The sequence below is a fragment of the Streptomyces lincolnensis genome (assembly GCF_021173675.1).
GTDB lineage: Bacteria > Actinomycetota > Actinomycetes > Streptomycetales > Streptomycetaceae > Streptomyces > Streptomyces lincolnensis_B.
In genome coordinates this window covers 432935-450074 of the sequence record NZ_JAIHON010000004.1, presented here as the reverse complement: position 1 = coordinate 450074, position 17140 = coordinate 432935, and the positions used below count along the sequence as shown (strand labels likewise).

Genomic DNA, 17140 nt, shown 5'->3' with positions numbered 1-17140 from the left:
CGCTACTTCACCGCGACCTGGGAGATGTCCAGCACGCCGGTCCAGTCGCTGATCACGACGTTCTTGATGTCCTTGCCGTACAGCCGCTTGTAGACGGGGTGGAACAGCGGCACGGTCAGCGCCTGCTCGCCGATCTTCTTGTCCAGCGCGCCCCACCTCTTGGCAGCGGCGTCAAGATCGGTCAACTTGTTGATCGCGTCAATCTCCGCATTGACCGACTTGTCGTCGAGCAGGCCCGTGTTGAAGTTCGCACCGTCCTTGACGATCTGCCGGCCGTCGAAGATCGGGGCGAGGAAGGGGCCGCCGGAGGGCCAGTCGGCACCCCAGTGGGCGAGGAAGAAACCGGGCTCGGTCTTGACGTTGTGGATCTTGTCCGAGTAGTCGTTCTCCTCCAGGCCCTGGAGCTTGACGGTGATACCGGCCTTCTTCAGCGCGTCCTGGATCGCGGTCGCGATCTCGGGGCTGGTCTCGAAGTCCTTGGCGTTGGAGTGGGTCAGCGTGACGGTGAGCCCGTTCCTGTAGCCGGCCTGCGCCAGCAGTTCCCTGGCCTTCGCCGCGTTGCCCGCCTTGCCGGCCGGGAACAGGTCGTAGGGCTCGTAGCCGAAGGACTTCTGGTTCGGCAGGAAGGTGGTGGCGGGCTCGGCGAGGGCGGAGCCGCCGGCCGCGTTGACCACGGACGAGCGGTCGACGGCGTACGAGATCGCCTGCCGCACCTTGGGGTTGTCGAACGGCTTCACGGTCGGGTTGAACGCGATGTAGTTGGTGTAGCCGAAGTGACCGGTGCCCACGCGCGCGGCCAGTTCCTTGTCACCGGAGACCTTGGCCAGCTCGGCCGGGCCGAGGTTGGTGTCCGTGGTGACCGCGGCCGCGTCCGCCCCTTGGGACGTGGACAGCCGCTGGTTGATCACGGAGGAGTCGAGCCCGGACCGTACGTCGATCCTGTCCGGGTACGCCTTGCGCTCCGCGTCCGTGGCGGCGGACCAGTGCGTGTTGCGCTCCAGGACGATCCGCTCGCCGTCGTTCTGGTTCGAGACGACCTTGTACGGGCCGGACGAGACCGGGTGCTCCTCGTACTTGGTGCCGGTGTCCTTGGCCTTCGGGACGGGCGTGAACTGCGTCTGCGTGGCCAGGTAGGGGAACTCGCCCTCGGGCTTGTTCAGGTGGAAGACGATGGTCCGCGCGTCCGGCGTCCCGATCGCCGACAGGCCCTTCTTGTCCTTGTACGGCCCCTGGTAGTCGGCCGCTCCGACCAGCCAGTCCCGCAGGTAGGGCGCGCCGCCGGAGAGCTCGGGGGCGAAGGAGCGCTCGATGCCGTACTTGATGTCGGCCGAGGTGATCGCCGTGCCGTCCTCGTAGGTGAGGCCCTTCTTCAGGGTGTACGTCCACACGGTCGCGTCCTTGTTGGGGCGCCCGGTGTCGGTGGCGAGGTCCGGGACCACCTCGGTGCCGGCCGCGCCGTTCTCGCGGTTGCGGGTGGTGAGCGTGCGGAACACCAGGGACGGAACGTTTCCGCCGCCGGAGGTGTAGAGCCGGGCCGGGTCGAAGTCCTGGGTCGGGTTGGCGTTCAGGACCGTGAGCGTGCCGCCCTTGTGGGGCGTGGAGTCGCCGCCCGAGGCCTTGGCATCGTTGTCCTCGGGGCCGCAGGCGGCGGCGCCCGCCGCCAGGACCAGGCCTACGGTTGCCGCGGCCACGCGGCGCGCTGTGAGGGACGGTTGACGCATCGGAAGACGACCTCTCGAAAGGGCGAGTCTCGCATCACGAGACAGATTGACGAGGAGTGAGACAGATCTGAGCACACGTCTGCCCCGGCGTCATGGCGTCGGAAAACCGTGACCGGATCACGGGAGGAACAGAAGAATCGCGACGCACGCGCGCGGGGCGGGCGTCAGCGACAGAGAATGTCGGCCACGCAGAGCGGGGTCACGCCGATCAGCGCCAGCTCGATGGCGGCGCACGGGAGGGCGGGACGGGGCGACATGCGCAGCAATATGTACGACTTTTCTGCGCATGTCAACGTGGGTTCGCCCCCCGGACGTCAACTCCGGGGGTAGGGCCAGGGGTTGGCCTTGCAGCGGATCCCGTCGTGGTCGAGGAACTTGGTCTGCTGCTGCATGACCGGCGCGAGATCGCCGTTCCTGTCGCAGGTGACATGGCCGTGGCCGAGCCGGTGACCGACCTCGTGGTTGATCAGCATCTGCCGGTAGGCGTGGATCTGGTCGTCACCGTACGTCTCCGAGCCCTGGGCCCAGCGGTACGCGTTGATCATCACGCGCTCGGTGGCGGCCGAGTCGCACGACACGTTGTCCTCGGTGGTGTCCAGACCGGACTTGGCGCACCACTCGGCGGTGGTGCCGGGGCTGGCGAGCGTGATCACGAAGTCGGACTTGCCGGAGTAGACGCGCTCGAAGGTCAGAGCGCCGTTGTGCGCCCAACTCCGGTTGTCGTTGAGCGTCTTCTGCACGGCCTCCGCGAAGAGCTCGCCGTCGAGGCCGAGCCCCTGCTCCACGTCCACGCGGTAGGTGTACTTCTGCCCCTTGGTGGGCCCCTTGGCGATGCCGGGAATCGCGTCGAACTTCCCCGACGCCTTCAGCTCGGCACCGAGCGGGTACGTCCGGCCCATCGCCTGCTCGTACGTCAGCGGTGCCGCCTCCGGCGCCTCGGAGGGCGTCGGCCGCCCGCCGATCCGCGAGGCGGAGTCCCGGGCGTCCCGCGCCTGGTCGGTGGCCGACTGCGACCGTACGGCGCTGTCGTCGCCCCCGTCCGCGACCTGTCCGGCCACGACGATGGCCAGCACGGTGGTGACGGCGGCCGCGGCGATCCCGGTGAAGGTCCGCCCCTTGGACCCCTTGCCCGGAGCGGGTTCACCGGTCGGGGGCGCGTCGTCGGCATCGGTGCCGTCGCCCCCGTCAACCCCATCAACACGGCCCATGCCGTCAAGACGGTCAAGGTGGTCAACATCCGCGGGGCCGCGGTCAAGACGACCGTCGAGGCGATCACGGCCGTCCACACCCGAATCGGCCGGCCAGTCGGTGACGGAGCCGTACGGGTCGGAGGCGAGCGCGGTCGTCCGGGTGCGGGGAGCGCCGGAGGAAGGGCGGTGCGGCGCGTCGAACGGGCCACGGCGGCCGTCCGACGGGGCGCGGGGCGCGAAGACGTCGTCGTCCGCCTCGAAGGCGTCGAGATAGTCCTGCCGCGGTCCGTTCGGCGGTGCCGGCCGCTGATGCGGTATGGCGGGCCCGGCGGGTCCCGGACGGCCGTACCCGGCACCGCCCCGCCCGCTCGGCTCGCCCCAGCCGCCGCCGGCTTCCCGATGCTCGGGATGCCCTCCACGGACCTGCGGAGCCCCACGAGCCGGAGTGCCGTCGGGAAGCCTGGGGATGCCGTGCGCAGGCGTACCGTCGGGAAGCCGGGGCATGCCGTGCGCGGGGGTCCCGTCCGGCAACCGCGGCACCCCGCGCGCGGGGGTCCCGTACTCGAAGCCGGGCGGCAGCCCGCCCACCGGCGCCTGGCGCCCGGGCGCCAGGGTCCGGCTCGCCGCCGCACCCGCCGTATTCGCTGTACTCGTCACATCCGCGGTGCCGCTGTAGGTGCTGTCACCGCTGCCGTTGTCGCCCTTCGGGGCACTCCTGGGGGCAGGTCCGCGTCGACTGTGGCGTCCCACGTCGGCCCTCAGCTCCCTTGGCTACTGGTACTCGATCGGCTGTCGGTACTCGATGTCGTGCCCCCGCCGCCGGGGGCCTCCGTGTCCTTGAGGAGGTCGCGGAACGCCGCCGCCACCGTCTCCGGGTATTCCATCATCGCCACGTGCCCCGCCTCCGGCAGGGTGACCAGCCTCGAGTCGCGGAAGGCACGGGCGGCCTTCTGCGCCATACGGAAGCCGACGAGTTGGTCACGTCCACCGTAGATGAGGAGCGTCGGTGCCAGGACCCGCTCGGCCTGGCGCCACAGCGCGTGCTGGCCGCCGAGCGTGTACGCGTTCACCAGCCCGCGCGCCGAGCGCGTCATCGCGTCCCAGAAATACGGCAGTTGGAGTCGCCTGTCCATCTCCTCGACGGCGTGGCGGAAACCTTCCGGCGTCACGCGGCCGGGGTCGCCGTAGCACAACGCCATGACCCCGCGGACCCGTTGCTCGGCCGTCCACTCCCTGGTGAACCGGGTGAACAGCCCGGCCACGCCGGGCACCGCCAGCAGGCCCGTGGGCACGGCGCTGCGCTGGACGCGGATCTCCGGCAGCGCCGGCGAGACGAGCGTGAGCGTGCGGACGAGGTCGGGGCGCACCGCGGCGACGCGTGTGGAGACCGCGCCGCCGAGGGAGTTCCCCAGGAGATGCACCGGACCGCGCCCCGAGGAGTCGAGAAAACGGATCACCGCGCGCGCGTGCCCGGTGATCGAGTAGTCGCCGTCGTCCGGCGGTGGCGAGTCGCCGAACCCCGGCAGATCGACGGCCTCACCGTCGACCGTGTCGTCCAACTGCTCCAGCAGCGCCGACCAGTTCTGCGAGGAACCGCCCAGGCCATGGACGTAGAGAGCGGGCGGCAGTCCCTCGCGCGCGGGTGGCCTCGACCGGACCGACAGCGTGATCCCGGGCAGCCCGACCGACCTCAGCCGCTCACCCTCCGCGACCCGGACGGGCGCCACTTTGGGAAGCATGGTGGCGGGCGGCACGAAGGGCAGCTCGGTCGAAGACATGCGGCAATGTTACGAGACGATCACGCGATAGTTCATGTGTTCGCCCTCACAGGTAGGCGTGACCATGCCATCGCCGCTGGAAGGGCGCGCGGATCGATGGCGTACAGATCGGGTGTCTCCTAGGCTCGTACGCAGGGCACCCGCATGTGGCCCCCTGTTCCACTCAGGGATGTTCTAGGAAGGGAGCCCCACCATGGCCGTCGATCCCACCGATCCCGAGACGTTCGTGGACGACAACACCGAGGAACCCCAGGAATACGACGTCGAGGCCCCCGAGGTCGACGCGGCGGAGCAGCACGCGGATGTCGCGCCGGACCGCGACGACCCGTTGACCGACGTCGACCCGGACCGGGCCAGCGAGGCCGATCTCATCGAACAGGCCCGTGTGGTCTCCCTGGACGAGGACGACTATCGGTGACGACCGGGGCCGCCGCACACCGGCCGACGAGACCGCCGCTGAGCAGCGGCGGGGTGCCGTCGTGCCCGGTAGGCCCCGGCTTGAAACCCTCTGTACGGCTTTCGCCGCCGTCCGGTCCGTGAAATTCTGCGCTCGCACCGCGCACACCACGGTTACCGAAAAGTACGATGGCCGCGCGGCGCACACCGCACTTGGACGACATTGGGAGGCGGCGTGACAGCCATCGAGCAGACAGAGGCGGCACGCCCGCGAGGCACGCGCCTGCCGCGCCGTGCCCGACGGAACCAGCTGCTGGGCGCCGCCCAGGAAGTCTTCGTGGCGCAGGGCTACCACGCCGCCGCGATGGACGACATCGCCGAGCGCGCCGGCGTCAGCAAGCCGGTGCTCTACCAGCACTTTCCGGGCAAGCTCGACCTCTACCTCGCGCTGCTGGACCAGCACTGCGAGTCCCTCATCCAGGCCGTACGCCACGCTCTCGCGTCGACGACCGACAACAAGCAGCGCGTACGGGCGACCATGGACGCCTATTTCGCGTACGTCGAGGACGACGGCGGCGCCTTCCGGCTGGTCTTCGAGTCGGACCTGACGAACGAGCCGGCGGTGCGCGAGCGTGTCGACAAGGTGACGAACGAGTGCGCCGAGGCGATCCGCGACGTGATCGCCGAGGACACCGGCCTCTCGCCCGCGGAGTCGATGCTCCTGGCCTCGGGCCTGGGCGGCCTCGCACAGGTGGTGGCCCGCTCCTGGCTGCACAGCGACCGCAGTGTCCCGCGCGACCAGGCGGTCCAACTGCTGACGTCGCTCGCGTGGCGGGGCATCGCCGGTTTCCCGCTGCACGGCACGGACGCTCACTGACCGCACGCGCGCGTGGGGCGCGTTTGTTCCCGTCCGCTGTTCGCTCCTGGCGTTCTCGGGCGGAACATGTACGTCCCCTCACCGGGCTAATGTGTGCTGGGTACAGCGCGGAAGGTCGCGCACTTCACTGACCGTCGGAGGGACATAGCCGTGGAGGTCAAGATCGGCGTGCAGCACGCGCCCCGCGAGATCGTTCTGGAGAGCGGTCAGAGCGCCGAGGAGGTCGAGCGGGCGGTGTCCGAGGCGCTGGCCGGCAAGTCGCAGCTGCTGAGCCTCGTGGACGAGCACGGCCGCAAGGTCCTCGTCCCGGCCGACCGTCTCGCGTACGTCGAGCTCGGGGAGCCGGCCCCGCGCAAGGTGGGCTTCGGCGCGCTGTAGGCAGACGCCACGGGAGGGGCCCGGCGACATCAGGTGTCGCCGGGCCCCTCCCGTTCTTCTTCACGGATGGAGCACAAGTCCGGTGCCGGGGAGGATTGCATTCCGCAGGTCACGGGTAGGACGGGCTACGACCGTAACGCGCAGTGTGGCCGTGTGGGAGGGACCCCATGATGTTGTTCGAAGCGCTCGGCTCCGCTCTGCTCGGTCTTGTGCTGGCGGGGGCGGCGGTCCACCGTCTCTCGCACCGCCTGCCCGCCCGCTCCCTCGTCCTCGCCACCGGCGTCGCCGGCGCCCTGTTCGGCGCCTTCGTCACCCACAGCGCGCTGGACGCCGGAGGCGTCCTGCTCACCCTCATCGGCGCCGTGGTCGTCTCGGCGGCCTCGCTCTCGCTCCTGCTGCGCCCGGCGGGCCGACTCCGACGCAGATCAGCACCCGCGTAGGCAAAGGCATACCCAAGGGGCGCGGGGAACGGCGCGACCAGCCACGAACGGCCCGCAGCCGCCCAGCGTCCCGAACCCTCAACCCCCTTAGGCGCCCCCGCGGAGCGCTACGCCGCCAGGCCCAGCGCGGCCATCCGCTTGGTGTGCGCCTCGGTGATCCGCGAGAACATCCGCCCCACCTCGGCGAGGTCGAACCCGTCCGCGACACCGCCCACGAGCATCGTGGACAACGCGTCCCGGTCGGCGACCACCCGCTGCGACTGCGACAGCGCCTCCCCCATCAACCGCCGCGCCCACAGCGCGAGTCGACCGCCGACACGGGGATCCGCGTCGATCGCCGCGCGCACCTTCTCCACGGCGAACCCGGCATGTCCCGTGTCGTCGAGAACGGCCAGCACCAGTTCACGGGAGTCCATGTCGAGCCGGGCGGCGACCTCGCGGTAGAAGTCGCTGGCGATCGAGTCGCCGACGTAGGCCTTGACGAGCCCTTCGAGCCAGTCCGAGGGCGCCGTCTGCCGGTGGAAGCCGTCCAGCGCGGCGACGAACGGCTCCATCGCCTGCGTCGGCTCCTCACCGATCTCGGTGAGGCGGTCCCGCAGCTTCTCGTAGTGGTGGAACTCGGCCGACGCCATCTTCGCCAGCTCCGCCTTGTCCGCCAGCGTCGGCGCCAGTTTGGCGTCCTCCGCGAGGCGCTCGAAGGCCGCCAGTTCCCCGTAGGCGAGCGCGCCGAGCAGGTCGACGACCGCGGCCCGGTACTGCGGATCGGCGGAGGCCTGTGCCCAGTCCTGGGCGGCGACCCCGGTCGCCCCGGCGGCGGCTTCCGAGGCTTCTGCGGGTGCGTCAGAGGTGTTGTCAGGCGTGGTCATGAAGCGCACAATAGCCCGCCCGCAGCACGGCGGAAGTCCCTGGTCAATCACTGTGACGACCACTACGTGACCAAATCGGCCATCGCATGTGCGCGATTCCGGGGTATGGTGGTAATGCGCCCGCTGAGTACTCTGACGTACCCGACGGGCCGCACGTTATGAGGATGCCCGGTCGGTGGCCCGATCGGCTCCGACCCGACAGCCCTCCTCGTCCGTACGGCACTGTGCGTACGGAATCCGGAGGGGGACCCTCAGCGGTTCGAGCGCTAGAGCGTCGGCAGTGGTCCCGTGTCATACGGCTAGCCCGTAAGGCAGTCGACGTCCCCAGCACGGTCCTAGACGACCCCCGCGCTCGCCTCGCACCGCCCACACAGAAGAGGCAGCACCCTGACTACGACTTTCCGAGACCTCGGAATCCTCCCCGAGACCGCCGAAGCCCTTGAGGCCGTCGGTATCGTCACCCCCTTCCCCATCCAGGAGATGACTCTCCCCGTCGCCCTCTCGGGCACGGACGTCATCGGCCAGGCCAAGACCGGCACCGGCAAGACGCTGGGCTTCGGTCTCCCGCTCCTGGAGCGCGTCACCGTCCCCGCCGACGTCGAGGCCGGGCGCGCCAAGCCCGAGGACCTCACCGACGCCCCGCAGGCGCTCGTCGTCGTCCCCACGCGCGAGCTGTGCACGCAGGTCACCAACGACCTGCTGACCGCGGGCAAGGTGCGCAACGTACGCGTTCTCGCCATCTACGGCGGCCGGGCCTACGAGCCCCAGGTCGAGGCCCTCAAGAAGGGCGTCGACGTGATCGTCGGCACCCCGGGCCGTCTGCTGGACCTCGCCGGCCAGAAGAAGCTCAACCTCAAGCACGTCAAGGCGCTCGTCCTGGACGAGGCCGACGAGATGCTCGACCTGGGCTTCCTGCCCGACGTCGAGAAGATCATCAACATGCTGCCGGCCCGCCGCCAGACGATGCTGTTCTCGGCGACCATGCCGGGCGCGGTCATCGGCCTCGCGCGCCGCTACATGTCGCAGCCCACGCACATCAGCGCCACCTCACCGGACGACGCGGGCGCGACGGTCGCGAACACCGCGCAGTACGTCTACCGCGCGCACAACATGGACAAGCCCGAGATGGTCGCCCGCATACTGCAGGCCGACGGCCGGGGACTGGTCATGGTCTTCTGCCGTACGAAGCGCACCGCGGCCGACCTCGCCGACCAGCTCCAGCAGCGCGGTTTCGCCGCCGGCACGGTCCACGGCGACCTCGGCCAGGGCGCCCGCGAGCAGGCGCTGCGCGCCTTCCGTAACGGCAAGGTGGACGTCCTCGTCTGCACCGACGTCGCCGCCCGTGGCATCGACGTCGAGGGCGTGACGCACGTCATCAACTACCAGTCGCCGGAAGAGGAGAAGACGTACCTGCACCGCATCGGCCGCACCGGCCGCGCGGGCGCCAAGGGCATCGCGATCACTCTCGTCGACTGGGACGACATCCCGCGCTGGCAGCTGATCAACAAGGCGCTGGACCTCAAGTTCAACGACCCGCCGGAGACGTACTCCACCTCCCCGCACCTCTTCGAGGAGCTGAACATCCCCGCGGGCACCAAGGGTGTCCTGCCGCGCTCGGAGCGCACCCGCGCCGGGCTCGGGGCGGAGGAGCTGGAGGACCTGGGCGAGACCGGCGGCCGCGGTGGCCGCGGTCGCGGTGACCGAGGTGACCGAGGTGGCCGTGGCGACCGGAACGGCCGCGGTGGGCGTGACGAGTCCCGCCGGGACGACTCCCGCCGTGACGACTCGCGTTCCGCCGACGGCGAGCGTGCGGCCCGTACGCCGCGTCGTCGCCGTCGCACCCGTGGCGGCAGCGCGCTGGACGCGGCGGCTCCCACGGGGGCGGTCGCACCGGAGCAGACCACCACGACGGAGGACGTCACCGCGCCCCGCACCCCGCGCCGCCGTCGCCGCACCCGTGGCGGAGCGCAGGGCGAGGCCGTGGTCGATGTGGCGGTCGAGTCGGTGACGTCCGAGGCGCCCGAGGCCGCCGCGGAGACCGCCGTGGCGACGGCCGAGGGCACGATCGCGCCGGACGCCCCCGCGGCCCCGGCGAAGTCGCGCCGTCGTCGTACCCGCAAGTCCGCGGAGACGGCGGTGACGCCGACCGAGCCGCAGGCGACGCCGGTCGCCGACGTGGTCACCGAGGCACCGCAGGTGTCCGAGGCGGCGGAGCCTGAGGCTCCCGCCAGGCCGCGCCGTCGTACCCGCAAGACCGCGGTCACGGCCCCGGCCACCGCCACGACCGCCGCCGAGGCCGCGGTCGACACGGCCGAGGGGACCGTCGAGGCCGCCCCGGAGGCGACCGAGACCAAGCCCCGCCGTACTCGGAAGACCGCGGCGACCAAGACGGCGGAGGCCACTGAATCCGCCGCCGAAGCCGCCGTGGACACCGCGGAGGCCACCGAGGCGAAGCCGCGGACCCGCCGTACCCGCAAGGCCGTCGAGCCGGCCGCGGCCGTCACCGCCGAGATCCCGGCCCAGACGACCCAGGAGCCGGAGACCGCCGAGGCCAAGCCGCGTCGTACGCGGAAGACCGCGGCGGCCAAGGCGGCCGACACCGCCGAGGCGGCCGAAGCCGCGGTGGACACCGCCGAGGGTGTCGAGGCGAAGCCCAAGGCCCGCCGCACCCGCAAGACGGCGACCACCAAGGCCACCACGGCCACGGTCACTCCCACTGACGACACGGCCGAGGCCGCGGAGACCACGCCCCGGCGTCGTACCCGCAAGGCCGCCGCGCCTGCCGTGAGCGCCGAAGCCACGGAGACCGCCGAGGTCGCGGAGGTCGCGGAGGCCAAGCCGCGTCGTACGCGCAAGACGGCAGCGGCGAAGGCGGCCGAGGCCGCCGAAGCCGCGGTGGACACCGCCGAAGGCGTCGAGGCGAAGCCCAAGGCCCGCCGCACCCGCAAGACGGCGGCCACCAAGGCCACGGCCACGGACGACACGGCCACCGCGTCCGAAGTGACGGAAGCCAAGCCGCGCCGCACCCGCAAGACCGCGGCGACCAAGGCGGCGGAGGCCGCGGAAACCGCGGTGGACACCGCCGAAGGCGTCGAGGCGAAGCCGAAGGCCCGCCGCACCCGCAAGGCGACCGCTGCCACCTCGGCGACCACAGCCGTGGCGGCCGCGGAGCCCACCGCGGAGATCCCGGCGCAGTCCTCCGACTCCGAGGCGAAGCCCCGCGCGCGTCGTACGACGCGCAAGAAGGCCGTAGCCGTGGAGTCCACGGAGAGCTGATCGCTCACCCGACGGCCCGGTCCACCACGCGTGGGCCGGGCCGTCGGCGTATCCGGCCCTCGCCCGGGGCCGTGGGCCCGGGCCGGGAGCCGACCCGATAGCCTCCTCCGCGTGAGTCGCCGCGTGTCCTTCACCCCGCCCCCCACCGCCCGCGCGTACCCCCTGCGCACCGCCCGCGGAGTGTTCGCGGTCGTCGATTCGCCCGTGGCCGTCGGTGCGGAACCGAAGGGCGTGGTGGTGATGCTGCCCGGGTTCACGGGGAGCAAGGAGGACTTCACGCTGCTGCACGAGCCGCTCTCGGCGCGCGGGTACCGCACGGTCGCCGTGGACGGCCGGGGCCAGTTCGAGTCGGACGGGCCGGAGACCGACGAATCGGCTTACGCGCAAGCTGAGTTGGCGCGTGACGTACATGCCCAGGTGGATGCCGTGGGCGCTCCCGTGCACCTGCTGGGGCACTCCTGCGGCGGGCAGATCGCCCGTGCGGCCGTCCTGCTCGACCACTCGCCCTTCCGCTCGCTGACCCTGATGTCCTCGGGTCCGGCGCAGATCTCCGACTCCCAGCAGCAGCGCGTGAAGCTGCTGCGGGACGCGCTCGCCGTGATGAGCATGGCCAAGGTGTGGGAGGCCATCCAGGCGATGGGGCCACCGGAGGAGGTCGGCGGGCCCGCCGTCGGCATCGGCGACGCGGACCAGCTGCGGCGCCGCTGGCTGGGCACCAAGCCCGCCCAACTGCTCGTCACCGGACGCCAGTTGTGCACCGAACCGGACCGCGTCGGAGAACTGGCCGCCGTCCCGCTCCCCTTCCACGTCCTGTCGGGCGCCCGCGACGACACCTGGCCGGTGCCTCTCCTCGACGACATGGCCGTACGCCTCCACGCGCACCGGACGGTCGTCCCCGGCGCCGAGCACTCCCCCAACGCCGACCAGCCACTCCCGACGGCCCGAGCCCTGGCCGACTTCTGGGACGGCCTCAGCGACGAGCGGCCCTAGTACTGCGGCGCCCTAATACTGCGGCGCCCTAATACTGCGGCGCCTAGTACTGCGTCTGAAGGTGCTCCCAGAACCCGTCCCGCAGCGCCCGCCGCAGATCCGCCTGCCCCCGCAGGGAGTACTGCAACAGCCCCTCCGCCTCCACCAGCAGATCCTGGTCGACGGAGCCGGGCAGGTAGGGGTGCCCCGGCAGCAGCTCGACCAGCGCGTCACGCCCCCGCGCCGCCAGCCACTTCGCCGCGATCTGCGCGCCGACGAAACGGACGTCCTCGCGGGTGGGCCGGGTCGCCGTCGCCTCGTAGGGGAGGGCCGCGCGCCGGGAGACGTACGGCTTGAAGAAGTCGAGGTCGAGGGTGCGCTGGCTGTCGACCTCCCAGAGCAGGGGCTCGGCCTGGTTGCGGCCCTCGGGCGCCTCGATGCCCCAGAGGTGGACGCGGGCGCCGTACCCCTGGGCCGCTTCGACCGCCGAGACCAGGTCCTCGTCGCCGCCGAGCAGGGCGGCGTCGCTGATGGCCCGGTGGCGTGCCAGGGACTCCAGGTCGGACCTGATGAGCGAGTCGACGCCCTTCTGCTGGTTGTTGGCGTTGAGGTTGCCCAACCGGACCTTGACGTCCGGGAGTTCGGCGATCGACTGCTGCTCGGCGGTGTGGATGCGGCGTCTGGCTCCGTCGTACCAGTAGATCCGCAGCAGCCTGCTGTCCGCGAAGATCGTGCGGGCCCGGTCGATGAGCGCCTCGATGAGGCCCTCGGTGTCGAGGTCGAAGGCCCGGCGGTCCTCGGTGCCGGCCACCAGACGTCCCGCGGCCGCGTACAGATATCCCGCGTCGACGAAGATGGCGTGCGTCGACGGCGTCTTCGCCACCTCGGCGAGCATGCGCTGCAGCAGCTCGTTGGTGCGATCGATGCGGGCACTGAGGGCCGTGAGGTCGTCGTTCATCGCTTCCATTGTCCCGGCGGTCACGCTGCGAACACAACTGGTCCCGGTCAGTCTCCTTCCGGCCTCTCCCCAACCTCTTACCGGTCAGTAATTAGCCGTTCGAAAAATTTCTTTAGCGTAGGGAATGTTTGTAACACGCATCCCGTTGACTACCTACGTACGCAGCAATTCTCCGCAGGAGGATGACCAGACGAAGGGAGAAGCCAATGCGCTTCGAAATCATGCGACTCGACGACGTCGACGGTACGCCCGTGGACAGCACCGTCGTGGACGCCGCCTCCGTCAACCGGATCGTTCAGCAGGCCGCCGCCATCGGGCAGCGGCTGTGGATCCGTCCGGCCGACACCTCGGCCTCGTAACAGCCGCGGATCACCGCAGAAGCTTCAGAGCCCCCGCCCCGGCACCGATGCCGGGCGGGGGCTCTGCGCGTAACGGGGCTCAGCTCCCCCGGATGACCTGGGTGACGCCGTTGATGATCTGCTGCACGGCGATCGCGGAGAGCATCATGCCCGCGAGCCGGGTCACCAGGACCACACCGCCGTCCTTGATCACGCGGATGATCAGCAGCGAGTACCGCATCACCAGCCACAGCACGACATGGATGGCGAGGATCGCCACCCACACGGACACCTGTGTGGCCACGCCGTCCGCCTTCTGTACGGCGAGGATGACCGACACGATCGCCCCGGGCCCGGCCAGCAGCGGCATGCCCAGCGGTACGAGGGCGACGTTGACGTCCTTGGTCTGCTTCGGCTCGTCCGTCTTGCCGGTGAGCAGGTCCAGCGCGATCAGCAGAAGCAGCAGCCCGCCCGCGATCATCAGCGCGGGCACGGACACGTGCAGATAGTCCAGGATCTGGTGCCCGAGCAGCCCGAAGACGGTGATGACACCGCCCGCGACACAGACGGCCTGGAAGGCCATCCGCTTCTGCACCTTGGCGGGCCGGCCGGAGGTCAGCGCGAGGAAGATCGGTGTGATCCCGGGGGGATCCATGATGACGAACAGGGTGAGGAAGAGGGAGCCGAAGACGGCGACGTCGAACATGACGGAACAGGCCTTGCCGGGAGAGGGATGAACATGGATGGAAGGAAGGGGGCCGCGGCCCCGGGCCTGACTCAGACCCGCGGTGGACTCAGGCCGACGGTGAACTCACGCCGACGGTGGACTCAGCCCCGTAGAAGCTTGAACCCCGGACCCACCCGATCCACCCGAGCCAGCGCCCGCGTCACGCTCCCCCGGCCCCCGGCACCGGGAACGCGCCCGTCGCCCGCCGCGTGATCTCGCCGTAGACCTCGGGATCCGTCGTGTACTCGCCGAGGGCGACCGTCTTGCGGCTGCCGTGGTAGTCGGAGGACCCCGTCGTCAGCAGCCCGAGCTCGGCCGCGAGCCCCCGCAGCCGTGCCCGTGTGTCCGGGTCGTGGTCCATGTGGTCGACCTCGATGCCGTCGAGCCCGGCCGCGGCCATCTCGACGATCGCGGACTCCGGAACCGTCCGCCCCCGCTTGCTCGCGCCGGGATGAGCGAAGACCGTGACGCCGCCCGCCGCCTTCACCAGGCGGATCGCCTCGAAGGGATCCGTCTCGTGCTTCTCCACGTACGCCCGGCCGCCGTCGGCCAGCCAGTCCAGCGTGAAGGCGTCGCTCACACTCGGTACGACCCCGAGTTCGACGAGCGCGGTCGCCACATGAGGCCGGCCCACGGAGCCGTCCCCGGCGATCCGCGCCACCTGATCCCACGTCACCGGCACACCCAGCTCCTGGAGCTTGGCGACCATCCCCCGCGCCCGAGGCACCCGGTCGTCCCGCACCAGCTCCCGCTCGGCCAGCAGCGTCGGCTCCTCGGGATCGAACAGGTAGGCCAGCATGTGCAGGGAGACGCCGTCGATACGACAGGACAGCTCCGCCCCGGTCACCAGCGTCAGCCCCGCGGGCAGCGCGGCGACCGCCTCGGCATAGCCACGGGTGGTGTCGTGATCGGTCAGCGCCACGACGTCCAGCCCGGCGGCGGCAGCGTTCCGCACCAGCTCGGCGGGGGTGTCCGTACCGTCGGAGGCGGTGGAGTGGCAGTGCAGATCGATGCGCACGCGGCGGACTCCAGACACCAGAGGGAACAGGGCGCTCACAGAAGCGGGACGCTCAAGGATAACCGGATTTTCCGATGTCCCGGTCACACCCAAAACTGCTCAGCGCCCCCTACTCCGGGGAGCGCTACGGCTTCAGCAGGCGCGGCGACAGCGCCCCACAGGGCACCAGTTCCACCTCGGCCCCCGCGTCGCGCAGATCCGTCAGCACCAGCTCGTCGTACATCAGCAGCCCGGACTGTTCGGGCCACACCACGGCCCACAGCCACAGCCCCAAGGCCTCGCCCGCGAAGACCGCCCGGTCGTCGGGCGCCCCGGACACATGCCACAGCGGAGTCGGCCGGCCCGCGGCCAGGACCTTGGCCTGGGGCGGCTTCTCCACGCTCATGTACGGCCCCGGGTCGGGCCCGTCGATGCCGGCGTACCGCGCACCGAGGCCGACGCCGAGCTCCTCGGCGACCAGGATCAGTTCGCCCATGCCGCCGAGCGGTCCGGGCCCGGTGCACGCCACCGCCGTGGCACGGCCGCCGCTGCGGTCGTCGCCCGCGCAGGCCACGCCCGTGAACAGCCAGCCGACCGGCAGCGGCCACGGCATCCACACGGGCACCTGAGTGCGGTGCACGACGACGCCGAGGGCCTCGACGCTGGGTGGTATCACCGGCTGCACCGGATGCACGGCGCCGTGCACATCGCACTGCCAGGTGTCGGCGAAGAGTCCGGGAGCCCTGACCCGGCCACCACACTTCGGGCAACTGGGTTCGCCCCTCATAGGGCCCCACGGTCCTACCCCCGGTCCCCCACGTCAAGGGACGATCACCCGTCCGGGCGGAACCCTTGCACCGGCTTCACCGGCGAAGACTAGATGTGGCTTGCATTAATTAGCCGAGCTAACTTACTATATGCATATACCAACTACCTTCGCCGGGATGGGAGAATCGCGATGGGCGCGAGCAAGGCCCCCGCACAGCAGGACCCCTTCGACACGGGAGCCGGCGGCATCCTCCGGCAGCCCAAGGCGGTCTGGGCGACCGCCGGCGCGTCCGTCGTGGCCTTCATGGGCATCGGGCTCGTCGACCCGATCCTGCCGTCGATCGCCTCCGGCCTGGACGCCACCGCCAGCCAGGTCTCCCTGCTCTTCACCTCGTACTTCCTGATCACCGCGATCGCGATGCTGGTCACCGGCTTCGTCTCCAGCCGTATCGGCGGCAAGAAGACCCTGCTGCTCGGCCTCGCTCTGGTGGTGGTGTTCGCGGGCCTGTCGGGCACCTCCACCTCGGTCGACGAGCTGGTCGGCTTCCGGGCCGGCTGGGGTCTGGGCAACGCCCTGTTCGTCTCCACCGCCCTCGCCGTCATCGTCGGCGCGGCGGCCGGCGGCAGCGCCGCGGCGATCCTGCTCTACGAATCCGCCCTCGGCCTCGGCATGGCGTGCGGCCCGCTGCTGGGCGCACTGCTCGGTGACGCCAGCTGGCGCTACCCCTTCTTCGGTACGGCCTTCCTGATGGCCGTCGGCTTCCTGTGCATCACGGTGTTCCTCAAGGAGCAGCCGAAGCCGGCCCGCAAGACCTCACTGCTGGACCCGATCAGGGCGCTCGGCCACGGCGGCCTGGCCTCGGCGGCGGTCTCGGCGTTCTTCTACAACTACACGTTCTTCACCGTGCTGGCCTTCACGCCGTTCGTGCTGGACATGACGCCGTACAAGTCGGGTGCCGTGTTCTTCGCCTGGGGTGTGCTGCTCGCCGTCTTCTCCGTCATCGTGGCGCCCCGCATGCAGGAGCGGTTCGGCTCGCTGAAGGTGCTCGGCGGCTCGCTGGTGCTGCTCGCGGCCGACGTGCTCGTCCTCGGCTACGGCAACCACTCCGCGGCGATCGTCTGCACGATCCTGTCCGGTGCCTTCATCGGTGTGAACAACACCGTGTACACGGAGCTGGCGCTCGGCGTCTCGGACGCCCCGCGTCCCGTGGCGAGCGCGGGCTACAACTTCGTGCGCTGGTTCGCGGCCGCCGCCGCGCCCTACTTCGCGCCGAAGATCGAGGAGTGGAGCGACATCCACATGCCGTTCGTGGTCGCCGCGGTCACCGCGGTGGCGGGCGCGCTCGTGGTCGTCGTACGGCGCAAGGCGCTCACGCACGAGGCCGAGGAGCTGGAGCCGAGGCACGCGACCGAGGACAGTGTCACCGTCTTCGCCAACTGACGCTTCTCGGCCACCGGTTG

General features: G+C 70.8%; 17 protein-coding genes. 8 read left to right on the top strand and 9 right to left on the bottom strand.

Translation table 11 applies throughout. From position 1 onward, the window contains the following. Positions 1–2: 2 nt before the first annotated feature. From K4B79_RS12885 to K4B79_RS12875, 4 genes are all read right to left on the bottom strand, one after another. Positions 3–1721 (bottom strand): ABC transporter substrate-binding protein, encoded by a 1719-nt coding sequence (locus tag K4B79_RS12885; protein ID WP_232026656.1) that lies wholly within the window; start codon positions 1719–1721, stop codon positions 3–5. A 164-nt stretch (positions 1722–1885) separates the two neighbouring features. After that, positions 1886–1978, bottom strand: coding sequence for an Ms4533A family Cys-rich leader peptide (locus tag K4B79_RS48600; protein ID WP_374208459.1), 93 nt, complete (start codon positions 1976–1978; stop codon positions 1886–1888). A gap of 57 nt (positions 1979–2035) precedes the next feature. Continuing rightward, the gene (locus K4B79_RS12880) at positions 2036–3661 is read right to left on the bottom strand and encodes a DUF3152 domain-containing protein (RefSeq protein ID WP_374208458.1); all 1626 of its coding nucleotides are present in this window, start codon (positions 3659–3661) and stop codon (positions 2036–2038) included. A gap of 8 nt (positions 3662–3669) precedes the next feature. Next, complete coding sequence (locus K4B79_RS12875) at positions 3670–4689, bottom strand: alpha/beta fold hydrolase (RefSeq protein WP_232026655.1); 1020 nt, start codon at positions 4687–4689, stop codon at positions 3670–3672. A gap of 193 nt (positions 4690–4882) precedes the next feature. Between K4B79_RS12875 and K4B79_RS12870 the strand changes: the two genes are divergently transcribed. The 4 genes from K4B79_RS12870 (at position 4883) to K4B79_RS12855 (ending at position 6780) form a co-directional block, all read left to right on the top strand. Beyond that, entirely contained in the window at positions 4883–5107 is a 225-nt protein-coding gene (locus K4B79_RS12870; RefSeq protein WP_232026654.1) for a hypothetical protein, read from the top strand. A 213-nt stretch (positions 5108–5320) separates the two neighbouring features. Continuing rightward, positions 5321–5962, top strand: a complete 642-nt coding sequence (locus K4B79_RS12865) for a TetR/AcrR family transcriptional regulator (protein ID WP_232026653.1) — start codon at positions 5321–5323, stop codon at positions 5960–5962. A 150-nt stretch (positions 5963–6112) separates the two neighbouring features. Then, the gene (locus K4B79_RS12860; protein WP_019754243.1) at positions 6113–6340 is read left to right on the top strand and encodes a DUF3107 domain-containing protein; all 228 of its coding nucleotides are present in this window, start codon (positions 6113–6115) and stop codon (positions 6338–6340) included. A 170-nt stretch (positions 6341–6510) separates the two neighbouring features. After that, the gene (locus K4B79_RS12855; RefSeq protein ID WP_232026927.1) at positions 6511–6780 is read left to right on the top strand and encodes a hypothetical protein; all 270 of its coding nucleotides are present in this window, start codon (positions 6511–6513) and stop codon (positions 6778–6780) included. A gap of 107 nt (positions 6781–6887) precedes the next feature. Here the strand turns inward: K4B79_RS12855 and K4B79_RS12850 are convergent, their stop codons facing one another. Further along, entirely contained in the window at positions 6888–7655 is a 768-nt protein-coding gene (locus K4B79_RS12850) for a ferritin-like fold-containing protein (RefSeq protein ID WP_232026652.1), read from the bottom strand. 471 nt (positions 7656–8126) lie between these two features. Here K4B79_RS12850 and K4B79_RS12845 point away from each other — a divergent pair, with 471 nt between their 5' ends. Together K4B79_RS12845 and K4B79_RS12840 are read left to right on the top strand one after the other, a co-directional pair. Next, positions 8127–10922, top strand: coding sequence for a DEAD/DEAH box helicase (locus tag K4B79_RS12845; protein WP_232026651.1), 2796 nt, complete (start codon positions 8127–8129; stop codon positions 10920–10922). A 111-nt stretch (positions 10923–11033) separates the two neighbouring features. Next, the gene (locus K4B79_RS12840; RefSeq protein WP_232026650.1) at positions 11034–11912 is read left to right on the top strand and encodes an alpha/beta fold hydrolase; all 879 of its coding nucleotides are present in this window, start codon (positions 11034–11036) and stop codon (positions 11910–11912) included. A gap of 43 nt (positions 11913–11955) precedes the next feature. Here the strand turns inward: K4B79_RS12840 and K4B79_RS12835 are convergent, their stop codons facing one another. Next, on the bottom strand, positions 11956–12849 hold the full coding sequence (locus K4B79_RS12835; protein WP_232026649.1) for an NYN domain-containing protein: 894 nt from the start codon (positions 12847–12849) through the stop codon (positions 11956–11958). 206 nt (positions 12850–13055) lie between these two features. Between K4B79_RS12835 and K4B79_RS12830 the strand changes: the two genes are divergently transcribed. After that, the gene (locus K4B79_RS12830) at positions 13056–13208 is read left to right on the top strand and encodes a hypothetical protein (protein WP_007384531.1); all 153 of its coding nucleotides are present in this window, start codon (positions 13056–13058) and stop codon (positions 13206–13208) included. Between the two features lie 79 nt (positions 13209–13287). Here K4B79_RS12830 and K4B79_RS12825 read toward each other — a convergent pair whose 3' ends face one another. From K4B79_RS12825 to K4B79_RS12815, 3 genes are all read right to left on the bottom strand, one after another. Further along, positions 13288–13893, bottom strand: a complete 606-nt coding sequence (locus K4B79_RS12825) for a MarC family protein (protein WP_232026648.1) — start codon at positions 13891–13893, stop codon at positions 13288–13290. A gap of 181 nt (positions 13894–14074) precedes the next feature. After that, positions 14075–14932 (bottom strand): PHP domain-containing protein, encoded by an 858-nt coding sequence (locus K4B79_RS12820; RefSeq protein WP_232026647.1) that lies wholly within the window; start codon positions 14930–14932, stop codon positions 14075–14077. Positions 14933–15056: 124 nt separating this feature from the next. After that, a complete protein-coding gene (locus tag K4B79_RS12815; protein WP_232026646.1) occupies positions 15057–15698 on the bottom strand; it encodes a DUF6758 family protein in 642 nt (213 codons plus the stop codon). Between the two features lie 171 nt (positions 15699–15869). On the opposite strand from K4B79_RS12815, the gene K4B79_RS12810 reads away from it, so the two are divergent. Beyond that, the gene (locus tag K4B79_RS12810) at positions 15870–17120 is read left to right on the top strand and encodes an MFS transporter (RefSeq protein ID WP_232026645.1); all 1251 of its coding nucleotides are present in this window, start codon (positions 15870–15872) and stop codon (positions 17118–17120) included. Positions 17121–17140: the final 20 nt, after the last annotated feature.

Bases quoted from the DNA above. Each gene is read 5' to 3' on its own strand.
- K4B79_RS12855 (WP_232026927.1), top strand. From the start codon at position 6,511: ATGTTGTTCGAAGCGCTCGGCTCCGCTCTGCTCGGTCTTGTGCTGGCG.
- K4B79_RS12845 (WP_232026651.1), top strand. From the start codon at position 8,127: ATGACTCTCCCCGTCGCCCTCTCGGGCACGGACGTCATCGGCCAGGCC.
- K4B79_RS12825 (WP_232026648.1), bottom strand. From the start codon at position 13,893: ATGTTCGACGTCGCCGTCTTCGGCTCCCTCTTCCTCACCCTGTTCGTC.
- K4B79_RS12810 (WP_232026645.1), top strand. From the start codon at position 15,870: ATGGGCGCGAGCAAGGCCCCCGCACAGCAGGACCCCTTCGACACGGGA.
- K4B79_RS12870 (WP_232026654.1), top strand. From the start codon at position 4,883: ATGGCCGTCGATCCCACCGATCCCGAGACGTTCGTGGACGACAACACC.
- K4B79_RS12835 (WP_232026649.1), bottom strand. From the start codon at position 12,849: ATGAACGACGACCTCACGGCCCTCAGTGCCCGCATCGATCGCACCAAC.
- K4B79_RS12815 (WP_232026646.1), bottom strand. From the start codon at position 15,698: ATGAGGGGCGAACCCAGTTGCCCGAAGTGTGGTGGCCGGGTCAGGGCT.
- K4B79_RS48600 (WP_374208459.1), bottom strand. From the start codon at position 1,978: ATGTCGCCCCGTCCCGCCCTCCCGTGCGCCGCCATCGAGCTGGCGCTG.
- K4B79_RS12875 (WP_232026655.1), bottom strand. From the start codon at position 4,689: ATGTCTTCGACCGAGCTGCCCTTCGTGCCGCCCGCCACCATGCTTCCC.
- K4B79_RS12830 (WP_007384531.1), top strand. From the start codon at position 13,056: ATGCGCTTCGAAATCATGCGACTCGACGACGTCGACGGTACGCCCGTG.
- K4B79_RS12885 (WP_232026656.1), bottom strand. From the start codon at position 1,721: ATGCGTCAACCGTCCCTCACAGCGCGCCGCGTGGCCGCGGCAACCGTA.